Source organism: Parabacteroides caeci (assembly GCF_023656795.1).
Classification (GTDB): Bacteria; Bacteroidota; Bacteroidia; order Bacteroidales; family Tannerellaceae; genus Parabacteroides; species Parabacteroides segnis.
The window spans coordinates 1-12,889 of sequence record NZ_JAMOKT010000016.1 but is presented as its reverse complement, the minus strand read 5'-3'; the positions used below and the strand labels follow the sequence as shown (position 1 = coordinate 12,889).

At 37.8% G+C, this 12,889-nt stretch carries 8 protein-coding genes; 6 read left to right on the top strand and 2 right to left on the bottom strand.

The genetic code is table 11. The annotated features are described in order from the left end of the window. Positions 1-315 precede the first annotated feature (315 nt). Positions 316-879 (bottom strand): RNA polymerase sigma-70 factor, encoded by a 564-nt coding sequence (locus NBH15_RS10200; protein WP_128135051.1) that lies wholly within the window; start codon positions 877-879, stop codon positions 316-318. A gap of 164 nt (positions 880-1,043) precedes the next feature. On the opposite strand from NBH15_RS10200, the gene NBH15_RS10195 reads away from it, so the two are divergent. From NBH15_RS10195 to NBH15_RS10170, 6 genes are all read left to right on the top strand, one after another. Then, the gene (locus NBH15_RS10195; protein WP_250822599.1) at positions 1,044-2,102 is read left to right on the top strand and encodes a FecR family protein; all 1,059 of its coding nucleotides are present in this window, start codon (positions 1,044-1,046) and stop codon (positions 2,100-2,102) included. Positions 2,103-2,275: 173 nt separating this feature from the next. Then, positions 2,276-5,626: a TonB-dependent receptor gene (locus NBH15_RS10190; protein WP_250822598.1), complete on the top strand. Its 3,351-nt coding sequence runs from the start codon at positions 2,276-2,278 to the stop codon at positions 5,624-5,626. A gap of 11 nt (positions 5,627-5,637) precedes the next feature. Continuing rightward, on the top strand, positions 5,638-7,293 hold the full coding sequence (locus NBH15_RS10185) for a RagB/SusD family nutrient uptake outer membrane protein (protein WP_250822597.1): 1,656 nt from the start codon (positions 5,638-5,640) through the stop codon (positions 7,291-7,293). A gap of 73 nt (positions 7,294-7,366) precedes the next feature. After that, on the top strand, positions 7,367-8,797 hold the full coding sequence (locus NBH15_RS10180; protein WP_128135057.1) for an FAD-dependent oxidoreductase: 1,431 nt from the start codon (positions 7,367-7,369) through the stop codon (positions 8,795-8,797). Between the two features lie 167 nt (positions 8,798-8,964). Then, entirely contained in the window at positions 8,965-10,560 is a 1,596-nt protein-coding gene (locus NBH15_RS10175; protein ID WP_250822596.1) for a beta-N-acetylhexosaminidase, read from the top strand. Positions 10,561-10,668: 108 nt separating this feature from the next. After that, on the top strand, positions 10,669-11,034 hold the full coding sequence (locus tag NBH15_RS10170; protein WP_128135059.1) for a DUF4890 domain-containing protein: 366 nt from the start codon (positions 10,669-10,671) through the stop codon (positions 11,032-11,034). 62 nt (positions 11,035-11,096) lie between these two features. Here the strand turns inward: NBH15_RS10170 and NBH15_RS10165 are convergent, their stop codons facing one another. Beyond that, a complete protein-coding gene (locus tag NBH15_RS10165; protein WP_128135060.1) occupies positions 11,097-12,386 on the bottom strand; it encodes a 3-keto-disaccharide hydrolase in 1,290 nt (429 codons plus the stop codon). Between the last annotated feature and the right edge of the window lie 503 nt (positions 12,387-12,889).

Genomic DNA, 12,889 nt, shown 5'->3' with positions numbered 1-12,889 from the left:
TCGTAAACATACAATTCGGAGCTTGAAAAGTCCTTTTGAGATTGTCAATTAACATCTATTTGCACTGTTTTTTGCTTATAATAAATCTTCATCTCGTTTAAAACGAAAAAAAACTCGTTTTAAACGAGATGGAAATTTCTTTAAAATGAACTGAGAGCTGGATGGTAAGAATGATCGTTGTTAATTATTGTAAAAACAAATCCTGTAGGAGATAAGATTTGAAGAATTCACGTGTTATGATAAAATCTATTTGTGTAACATATTGACGCAATATGGTTGTGTTTTGACTTCTTTTGTCAAATCTATTTTCTCTTTTCAGGAAGGGAATCCGAATAAAAAAGAAAGCAGTGGCAGATAATCCCTTAGTCTGACACGCAGTATTTTCAACGCTTGGCTGATTCTGTATTCAACGGTTTTGACGGATACGCCGAGTTTAGTAGCTATCTGAGTATTCGTGAGTTCCCCGAAACGGCTTAAAGCGAAGGTGTCGCGGTAGGTATCAGGGAGTTCTTTAATAGCTTTGTTAATGTGTTCAGTTAGTTCATTTATAAAATAGTAATCAGGATCTTCAAACTGATCTTTAAGTTTGTCATATATATGGTTATGTATTCGTTCGTGATATAGTTGTTTCTTGATAGCATTCAGGCAACGGTGTTTGGTTGAAATGAAAAGATAGGATTTTAGAGAGGTTTCTATTATAAGGCTTTTCCTTGTTTCCCAAATGAACAGCATCAGATCCTGTACTAACTCTTCAGAATCTTCATCGGAAATATACTGGGAGGCATATTCGCATAAAGGTGAATAGTATTTTAGAAAAAGCTGTTTATAAGCGTTCTCATCACTATTTTGTAGCAAATTCAGAATCTGATCATCATTCATGGAGTTGGATTGTTTGTCTGTTGTGGTATCTCGAATCTATAAGCAAATGTAAATTGTTTCTTTATACATACAAAATATTTTATACGATTTACTAATTACTTTTTTTGAAAAAAGTAGAATATGAGTTTAGGGTACTGTACCTGTAGTTTTGTCGTATATATAGAATGGAAAAAGAAAATAGACATATTATCAGTAATGAACCGGATGAAGCTGTCCTTTTGAGATATATATCGGAAACCGCTTCGGAAGAGGAAAGAATCTGGGTTGACGGTTGGTTAAAGGATGATGAAGCCAGGGAGAACGTTTTATGGCAGTTGGCTACTATAGATCATGCTCTTCGCACGAAAAAAAGAATAGCAGCCCGTAATTCGCTGGAGGCTTTTTGTAAAGTGGAAAGGCGTATTAAACGTTTACAGAGAAAAAACTGGATAAATCGCACTTATCTGGCAGCAGCCTGCTTTTTGGGTGTCTTGATCTTATCCACTGCAATATCTTATTGGATGCAAAAAGGAACAGGGGATGAGGCACAGATAGTAACAGTTCAGGCGAATGCAGGTATGCGTACGCATTTTAACTTGCCGGATGGGACCGTTGCTTATTTGAATTCAGGAAGTGTACTTTCATATCCGTTGCATTATGATAAAAGGGAAAGGCGGGTAACGCTTACAGGTGAGGCTTATTTTAAAGTTACGCATAATCCGGAGCAACCGTTTATAGTTAGTGTGGCTAATGACCGGATGCGTGTTAAAGTGTTGGGGACGGAATTTAACTTGCAGTCTTATAACAATGAAAGTATAGTACAAACGACATTGGTTAGTGGGGCTGTAAATATAGAAGCTGTAAAAAATGGTGATATAGTGTCTAATATTAAACTTAAGCCTTCGGAAAGGGCTGTCTATGATATTTCTTCCGGTTCTGTTTCTATAGCTACCGTAAATACGGAGTATGATACGGCCTGGAAAGAGGGACGTTTAATGTTTAAAGACATGCCGATACCACAGGTTTTGAAGAAGTTGTCTTATTTTTATAATGTAAGGTTTGATGTAAAGGATTCTGTGATCAATACTTATCGTTTTACCGGAACATTTGAAAATAAACAATTGTCGCAAATCTTGGACTACTTGAAAATTTCTTCGCAAATAGATTATACAATTAAGCAAATGACATCGGATGATAGTTCGGGTATTCAAAATGAGACTGTCACTCTGAAGAAAATGAGATAGTGTTAAATCTGAATGTTTAACTTAAAATATATGCCTATGAAGTAATACAGGATTATTGTAAGCCTTATTGAAAACATACGGAAATATGCTGGTAACATATTCCCGTATGAAAATTCGAAAGGTCTTTGGAGACAAATCAAATATTTTTTTTAATCTTAAATCACTGCAAAAGTATGGTAAAGATTTATTATTTCCAATATAAAGGGAATATTAGTGCCTTTATATTACAATCTAAAATCACAAGAATCATGAAGTTAACCAGTCTATTGCTTTTTTTGTCAATCGGATTAGCTTGGGCATCGAATTCATATGCACAAAAGGCTATACTTTCGATGAACATGACTAATCGGACGGTTTTTGATGTATTGGAAGAGATTGAAACGCGAACTGATTTTCATTTCTTTTATAACAGCAAGATTATCGATATCCATAGAACAGTTTCGGTAAACGTAAAAGATAAATCCGTTTTTACAATCCTGGATCAAATATTTAAAAATTCAAATGTTGCTTATAAGGTCGTAGATAAGGATATTATTCTTTCGGCAAATGAAGCATCTGGAATTTTACAGGATAGGCGAAGGATAACAGGGGTAGTTAAAGATAAAAGTACAGGTGAACCTGTTATCGGAGTGAATGTCTTAGTGAAAGGCTCAACAAACGGAACGATTACTGATATAGATGGCAGGTTCTCTCTGGAGGTTTCATCGTCTGATATATTGTCTGTTTCTTATATCGGCTATATGTCACAAGAAATTACAGTAAGTAATAAAGAAGTGATCGATGTTGATTTACAGGAAGATTCGACTAGTTTGGATGAAGTTGTAGTTGTGGGATTCGGTACGCAGAAAAAAGTCAATTTGACAGGATCTGTATCGGCATTAAGCACGAAAGATATAGGGAAATTGAAAGTGACACAAACCTCTCAATTGTTATCGGGAATGGTTAGCGGTATAAATGTTACACAAGGTTCCGGACAACCAGGGGCAGATCAGTCTTCTGTAACGATCCGTGGATTGGGGACTTTCAGTAGTGCGGGAAACTCTCCATTAGTATTGGTTGACGGATTGTCTTCTTCGTTGGATAATGTGAATGCGAATGATATAGAGAGTATTTCTGTTTTAAAAGATGCAGCATCAGCTTCTATATACGGAACCAGGGCTGCAAATGGTGTCATATTGATTGAAACGAAAAAGGGAAAAGAAGGAAAAGCACGAATTACTTATCAGGGTAACTTTGGTTTTTCCCGTCCGTCAGAGACTCCTAAAATAGTGGACTCCTGGGTCTATGCAGAAATGTATAATGAAGCATTGATAAATGGAGGAGGAAGTCCGCAATATACGGCAGATGAAATTGCTAAATTTAAATCAGGGGAAGATCCGGATAATTATCCTAATAAAAGGCATTATGATGACTTGATAAATTCCGGAAGTGGTTTTCAGACCAATCATTATTTAGGTTTGACAGGAGGTACAGAAAAGAATTCTTATATGTTTTCTCTGAGTTATCTTAATCAAAAAGGTATTGTTGCGGAAACAAACTATCAACGTTATAATGTAATGTTTAATGCAAGCAGCAAGCTAAGAGATAATTTTAAAGTAAATGTGAAATTTTCCGGACAAAAAGGGGATAGTAATCAGCCAACAGCTGTTGACAGTAATCCTCCTGAAGGAGTTGAAGGTTTAATAAGCTATGCAATAAAAGTACCGAATACAATAGCCGGCAAACGTTCGGATGGTTATTATGGTAATCAGACGGGATTTACAATTGAAGGTTGGATGGATAGCGAGTCTTTCATTAAGAATGATGATGTAGATGTTATTGCAAGTGCTAATTTTGAATGGAATATATTGAAGGATTTAAAACTGACAGGAGTAGCAGGATATGATTATTCAGCTTCTGACTACAAAAGATTCAGGCCAACGTTGGTAATAGATCAATACCTGACTGCATCACCTTCCGATCTCAGGATACGTAAAGCTCGGAATACTCTTTTAACGTTGCAGGCATATCTGGATTATGACTGGTCTGTAAATTCTCATTTGTTCCATGCTCTTTTAGGATATTCTCAGGAAAGTAATAAAAACGATTGGGTTGAAGCCTTTCGTGATAATTTCCCCAGTAATACTTTGTATGAACTGAATGCCGGTTCGGCTTCTAACCAGCAAAATGCCGGTTCTGCATCAGAGTGGGCTTTGGCCTCTTTTTTCGGAAGATTGAATTATTCATTTCTGGATAGATACCTTTTGGAAGTAAGTGCCAGGTATGATGCATCTTCAAGGTTCCCCAAAAAGAACAGATGGGGCTTTTTCCCGTCAGTTTCCGGCGGGTGGATTATATCACAGGAAAATTTCTTCAATGTACCGGTTATAAACAATTTGAAACTGAGAGCTTCCTGGGGTAAATTAGGTAACCAGAATATTGGGGATTATCCTTATCAACAAGTAATTGCTTTGGGTATTAATGCTCCGTTTGGTGTCTCGGAAGAATTATGGCCCGGGGCTGCTGCTGTAGATGTTCCAAGTACGGATATCACTTGGGAGTCCACAGAGGTAATGAATGTCGGACTCGATATCGGTTTGTTTAGTAATAAATTGACATTTACTGCAGATTACTATGTAAAAGAAACGTCTGATATTTTATATAATGTAACAGCTTCAAAAGTATTAGGAATGACTCCGTCTGTGCAGAACGCAGGAACTGTAATCAATAAAGGTGTCGATTTTTCAGTTCAGCATAGAAATGTTATAGGAGATTTTTCTTATGGAGTTGCAGCAAATGTGTCTTATGTAAAAAATCGTGTGGATAAACTGGCTAATGTGGAAAAGGATATTGCCGGAGGACTTTTTGTCGGTCATTCTTTAAATTCGATTTATGGCTATGTTGTTGATGGTTTTTTCAATAGCCAGGAAGAGATTGATAGTTATGCCAAACAACCCAGAACTGCTAAACCCGGGGACTTAAAGTTAGTCGATATAAGCGGTCCTGACGGTGTACCGGATGGTATTGTTAATGCTGATTATGACAGACAGATAATAGGAACCCAGTTTCCAAAGTTTAATTTCGGTTTTAATATCAATGCTCAGTATAAAAATGTCGATTTCTTACTTAATATGAATGGAGTAGGAGGAATGGACCGTTTTGTCGGAGGAAAAGAAAGTTATCAGGGAAATGCTTTTTACCGAGGCTCAAATCCGCAGGAATGGATGATAAAAGGACGATGGACTGAAGATAATCATGATGCGACTTATCCTAGGTTATTGGTTGTTGGAGGAGGAGAACAACAATTTTATAAATCTACATACAGAGTTATTAATGCGTCTTTCTTTAGGATTAATGATATACAAATCGGATATACATTCCCTTCTGCAATGATTCAATCTTTAGGTATGTCAAATCTGAGAGTTTATGCAAGTGTAAAAAATCTGGCCACTTTCCATAATTTTTTGGAAGGATGGGATCCGGAAAGAACTTCTATGTATCCGGCTGTTAGGGATTTTATGGCAGGTATTAGTGTAACATTCTAATTTGAAGCAATATGAAAAAGAGTTGTGTAAGTAAATATATATTTGTAGGAGCTTTTTTAAGCTTTTCTATTGTTGTACTAACAGGGTGTGATAGTTTATTAAATAAATATCCGCTGGATAGTTTGTCTAATAGTACTTTTTGGCAAACAGAGGGAGATGCCTTATTGGCCTTAACAGGAGTATATCAACAAAATAAACTGACAGGAACCAATGCAAAACAATCGTTTGATTTATGGAATCAGGATGCTTATTTAAGATTGTTTGAGGCTACCACTGATAATGGTTTTGAAAAGGACAATGGCGTAACTGATTTTAATAATGGTGACTTGGTTGCCTCTTATCAGCCTGTAATGGATTTGTGGACAACAACTTATATCAAAATAACGAAGTGTAACAATTTTCTTGAAAATATTGATAATGTTGAAATGGATGTAAGTAAGCTGGAAGAAATGAAAGCTGAAGTCAAAACAATAAGAGCTTACGATTATTTCTGGCTGGCGTTTTTATGGAGTGATGTTCCTTTGGTTACTAAAGTATTGACGGTGGATGAAGCTAATAGTGTGTTTCGTGATAGCCGTGAAAATGTGATCAAATTTGTAATAGAGGAGTTGCAGGCGGCAATTCCTAATTTACCGGTAACACGCCCGGATAAAGATTATGGTAGAATAACGAAAGGGGCAGCTTTAGCTATTTTGGGAAGAGTCTTTTTGGCAGAAAAAAGATGGGAAGATGCGAAAAATGTTTATAAACAGATTATGGATCTGGGTGTCTATAATATAGATGCACGTTTTAGTGATCTTTTTATTGAAAAAGGTGAGAACAGCAAAGAATTCTTGTTGGTAAGTAAAAGAATGCCCGATATATATGGAAATTCCATTTTGTTGAGTTGCCTTGGATTTACCTGGGGAGGATATCATCATTACAGTCCATATAATGAATTAGTGGAAGATTTTGAATGTATAGATGGTCTGCCTGTTAAAGAATCTCCATTGTTCGATCCGGAGAAACCTTATGAAAATCGTGATCCGAGATTGCTGAAAACAATATTTGTAGATAATATATCCGTCTTTAAGAATATATTATATATCGCCCATCCGGATTCGTCTCCGACAGTTTATCAGGATCAATTGACAAGACGTCAATGGAGTGGTTATATGGTTCGTAAATTTTGCGATGAAGATTACAATGGAAATCTGAATGTATATGGATGCGATTTTCCAATGATCCGTTATGCAGAGGTCTTGTTGAGCTATCTGGAAGCGAATATAGAGTCCGGAACTCCTATAACGCAGAATTTACTGGATGAGACAATAAACCGTGTCAGAGGTCGCGAAGAAATAAAGATGCCTCCTGTTACGGAAACAAATCCGGATAAGTTGACAACTATTCTGAGACGTGAAAGGCGTGTAGAATTGGCTTGGGAAGGTTTAAGATTGTTTGATTTGTTCCGGTGGCGTACAGCTCATATATTACTTAAAGGGCGTTTTCATGGTATGAAAATCTGTTCTAAAGAGAAAGCTCCGGGATATACGAAAGTTCCAGTCAATGCAGATGGCTATTATTTTTGTGAGGAAACTTTTTTTAGAGAAAATGTCGATTATTTATGGCCAATTCCTCAGGCAGAACGGGATGTAAATAAAAATCTGACTCAGAACAGTGGTTATTGATTCTGACGAATATGGAAAATGTTCGGTAATAGCTTATGGATATGAATAGAAAAATAATAAATAATATGTTGATATGAAACTACATTCCAGAAGAAGATTTCTAAATAATATTTGTGTAGGAAGCGTTGGTCTCGGGGTGCTGGGATCTATCTCTTCTTGCGTGGAATATGGAACGAATACAAAAGCGTCATCTGTTAATTTACCGATAATTGATGAGGTTGATATATGTATATTAGGTGGAAGTTGTACCGGTGTGTTTGCCGGGGTACGTGCTGCTCGTTTGGGCGCTTCCGTTGCTGTTGTAGAAAAACAAAATGCATTTGGAGGAGTCGCAACAAGCTCTTTGGTGAATATTTGGCATTCATTGTATGATACGGAAGGGAAGCAGCAAATAATAGCAGGCCTGACAAAAGAAGTGATAGACAGGCTGGCAGTTCGTGATGCAGTAAATGTCAGTTCTAATCCAAGTTCGGCATACACTTTTAATTCTCAGGAACTTAAAATAGAATTGGACGAACTTGTATTGGAAGCTGGTATTCATCCTTATTTACATACATTGTTTTCTGAGCCATATTTGGGGGAAGATGGTAAACTGATGGGTGTAATTGTAGATAATAAGTCAGGCAGAGGCATCATAAAAGCAAAATACTTTATAGATGCTACGGGGGATGGAGACCTTTGTTATCGTTTAGGTCTAAAATCTTATGCTTTTGAATTACTGCAACCTCCCACGACTTGTGCACATTTTGAAGGTTGGAATTCTGGAGAATTCGACGGACTATTAAAAAAGCATGGAGCAGAATTTAATATTCCGGATGGATTTGTTTGGGGAGCAACGCTGCCTGAGACGAATGTTTATATGCTTGCGGGAACACGGGTATATAAAGCGGACTGCGCTGTTGCAGATGATTTAACGAGAGCGGAAATAGAAGGCAGAAGACAAATTCGTGCAATTATGGATATGTTGAGGAAATATGGGAAGAAGGAAAATCTCCCCGGTCTGGTTGCTTTACCGTCATACATTGGAATACGGGAAACAAGGCATATAAAATGTCTTTATCAGATTAGTGATGAAGACGCAATGTATGGAAAACATTTTGATGATGCGATAGCGAATGGAAGCTATCGTTTAGATATTCATCATCAGGATAAACCAGGTTTGACTTTTAGATATCTTGATGGTTCTGAGGTATATGTAAGGCCGGGTTTTGCAGATCAGAAAGGGCGGTGGAGAAAAGAAATGGATGTAGATCCAACTTTCTATCAAATACCGCTTCGTTCGATCATACCAGAAAAACATGATAATCTGATGGTTGCCGGAAGAATGCTGGATGCTGCGATTATTGCTTATTCCGGCATAAGGGTTATGGTGAATATGAATCAGGTAGGTGAGGCTGCCGGTGTTACTTCATATCTGGCACTACAACAGCAAAAAAGAATTAGGGATGTTTCAAGTAACGAAGTTAGGAACGAGTTGAGAAAAGGGGGATCTATAATTATCTAGGTTAGAATTTATTTTTATTGGAAACCGGACTCGGGATACTATTCCTGAGTCCGGTTAATTTCATTTTTGTTGTTTTTTTAGTTTAAGTTTGTGTATTCTGTTTTTATCTTATTACTTTGTAGAGTGTTTTTTACAATATCTTATATCTAATAATAAATCTAAAGTACATGAAAACAAACATTCTGACTTTTTTGTGTTTTGTCTTCCTTTGTGCCTGCCAGGCTCCACCGGTCGAAGAGTATGCAATCATCCCGCAGCCTCAGGAAATTACCTATACACCTGGGTTTTTCAAAATGGGGAATCATCCGGTTATTTCTTATTCCGGGGATTTGAATAATGAGGCAGGGTTGTTGCAAAAGGCTCTTTCTTCTGATTTTTCACTTAGTGCTACTGTAAAGGATACAGGTAAAGGTGATATTAACCTGATACTTGATCCGGCAGTTTTACCGGATAAGCCGGAAGGATATCAACTGGAAGTATCTTCCGGAAAAGTGGAGATAAAAGCCGGAACTCCTGCCGGTATTTTGAATGGTGTGCAGACGTTGCGGCAGATCATCAAGGAGAAAAATGGAAAATATATGATACAGAAAGCTTCTGTTTCTGACTATCCGGCTTTTTCCTGGCGTGCCTTTATGTTGGATGAAGGACGTTACTTTAAAGGAAAAGATGTTGTACTGAAACTTTTGGATGAAATGTCACAACTGAAAATGAACACGTTCCATTGGCATCTTACTAATGACCAGGGTTGGAGGATTGAAATTAAAAAATATCCGAAACTGACTGAAATCGGCGCTTTCCGCGATTCTTCGGAAATCAACCATTTTGGTAGTGACGTGTATGACGGGAAACGGCATGGAGGATTTTATACACAGGAAGATATAAAAGAAATTGTTGATTATGCCTCTAAACGCCATATTACCATTGTTCCGGAAGTAAGTATGCCGGGACATGCCAGTGCGGCTATCGCTTCTTATCCCTGGTTGGGTACAAGCGGAAAGCAGATCAAAGTTCCTGGAAAATTTGGAGTGCATTATGAAGTGCTGAATGTTTCCGATCCTAAAGTGTTGCAATTTCTGGATGATGTAACCAATGAAGTAATAGCGTTATTCCCAAGCCCGGTATTCCATATCGGAGGGGATGAAGTGAAATACGATCAGTGGAAAGCATCTCCGGCAATACGTAGTTATATGGCAAAGAAAGGTTTGAAGACTCCGGCAGAACTTCAGATCTATTTCACAAATGAAATCTCCAATATGCTGGCGGCAAAAGGTAAGCGAATGATGGGATGGAATGAGATTACCGGAGATAAACTGCATGAATATCAGTCGGAAGAGGATACAAAAGAAGCAGAACAGCAGTTGGCAAAAGGTACGATCGTTCATTTTTGGAAGGGGGATCCGGCTCTTATCAAGAAAACGATCGATAAAGGATATGATGTGGTAAATTCTTACCATGAGTATACTTATGTGGATTACAATTATGAATCGATACCTTTATCCAAGGCTTATGCTTTTAATCCGGTTCCTGAAGGGTTGTCTCCTGAAGAACAAAGCAGAGTCTTAGGACTTGGTTGTCAGATGTGGGGTGAATTTATTCCTACGGTTGAAAGCATGAACCGGTTGACTTATCCACGTATTGCTGCTTATGCAGAAACAGGATGGAGCGGTTCGGATAAAAAAGATTACAATCGTTTCCTGAAATCTCTTGATTACTTTAAGAATAAATGGGCTGCTGAAGGAATAGTGATAGGACCGACTGAATAAAAAATATTTTTTTTGCAGAACGATTAAACTATTTCCATGTAACAAAGTCTATTATATCGAAGCGCTTCACAAACAGGAAAATATTAATTTAGTAATAAGTATTAGTTTATGAAGAAGGTAATAGGATTGTTTTTGGTTATCCTGATTAGTTCGGCAACAGTTTTTGCACAAAGTGGTAATCGTCAGGGAAAGAAGGGAGATCCCTCTCAACGTAGTGAAAAAATGATCGAGGAATTGAAACTCGATGATAAGCAAGCTGCGGAGTTTCGTAAGGTTGAGGCTGATTTCCGGGAACAAATGAATAAGGAACGTGAGGCTGTAAAAGATGACCGCGAAAAGATGCGGGAAAAGATGACAGCCATGTATACTGAAAAAGAGGCTCAAATTAAGAAGATTCTGACGGACGAACAATACAAGCTGTATCAGGAAAAACAAAAAAAAGTTCCTCGTAAAAAAGGACATGGACGTAGATGATAGAAATAAAAAATCCCCGGCAGTTCATTCCGCCGGGGATTTTTTTATTTGTAATTAATTGATTATAACGTTTTCAGTTTCAGGTTACGCCATAATACTTTGATGCCACCACCGTCGTGGATCTGTAAAGCGATGCGGCCCTGGCCGGCACCGATTTTTTCATCATTGATGTTAACCATTTCTTCGCCATTCAACCAGGTCTGTACATTGTCACCCTGCACTTTGATACGCATGGTGTTCCAGTCACCTTCTTTCAGGATTGTTTCTTTTTCATCCGGGATCTGGACTAACCATCCGCGTCCGTATGATTCGTAGATACCGCCAGTATCGTGTCCTTTAGGAGCAACTTCAACCTGCCATCCGTTTACTTTTACGTCTTCTTCAATGAAAGAACGGATAAATACGCCAGAGTTACCGTCGGCTTCCTGTTTGAATTCTACTGTTAGGTCGAAATCATCATAGTAATCGCGTGTTGCCAGATAACCATATTTTTTATCCGGACCGCTTTCGCAAATCAGTAAACCGTCTTTTACATACCATAATTCTGTACCGTATGCTTCCCAGCCTTTCAGGTCAACACCGTTGAAGAGGTTGACTTCTTTCGTTTTACGGGGAAGTTCTTTGATCTTTAGATTACGGAAAGATGCGGGATAACCATGATCCTGTAAACAAAGAACACCTTTCTTTGCCAAACCGTATTCAGGAGCATTTGCCCATTTTCCACTGTTTTTCTTTTCATACCAATCATCTGTCCAAGCTTCAAATTCCACAATCTTTTGTCCATTTAACCAATGTTCTACATGGCCATTGTCGAATACAATCTTGGAATTGTTCCATTCGCCTTGTGGATTTACCTTCATTTTGGATTTGTCAGGCAAATGCATGGCATAATCGACACCTAGTTTCTGCCATTCTTCCAGAGGTTCCGGGAAGTTAGGCTCGTCGATCAACTGATATTCCGGACCTGTTACATAGGGTACGGCAAATTGCGGACGTTCAACAACATGATAAAGCATACCGCTGTTGCCGCCTTTAGACAGTTTCCAGTCCCATGACAATTCGAAGTTTTCATACTGTTTGTCGGTTACGATATAACCGCTGGCATCGCTGCCGTCACCTTTAGCCTGGATACATCCGTCTACTACGTGCCAGGGTTGTGTCAGAGTGGTTCCGTTATAGTCTTTCCACCCGTTGAGTGTTTTTCCGTCGAAAAGAAGTTGCCATCCGTCAGCGACTTCTTCGGGAGTAAGCGTGTTTTGCTCAACACCTGCACAAGAGGTAAACAAGGCCAATGATACTGCACAAGAGGCCAATAAGCTTGTGGCTGTTACTCTTTTCACTACTGATTCCATTTTAGATTAAGTTTAAATTAATGATAATGATAAATTGCAAAGATAAAAAAGTTATTTAAAAGATTCTGCAAAAATACACGAAGAGGTTGCTTTCGCCGTATCTTTGAATGCTTTATCACTTATTGAAGGGAAAGGAAAATTGAAAGGTCAGTTAAAAGAAATAGCAACTCATTTAGGGGAAGAGGATAATCCTGTGGTTATGCTGGCTAAGATAAAAAACTTCTGATTCAAAATCATTAAGTCTTGTATCGAACTCAGCCCGATTACAGTATAAGTGATTCGTTTGATATATATCAAACGCAAAGAACACATATATGCTTTATTCATTTGATAATTGTTCTTTATTCGTTTAATATATATTGAAAGAATAAAAGAAAGGGTGTCCTGTCCTGAAATAAGTTGACAAAATACCAAAGTAAACTTATGTCAGAATCGAAACATGTAGGTTGTATCCGTTACAGCCATGAATTAAAATTAGAGATAACTAAACGTTACTTGTCCGA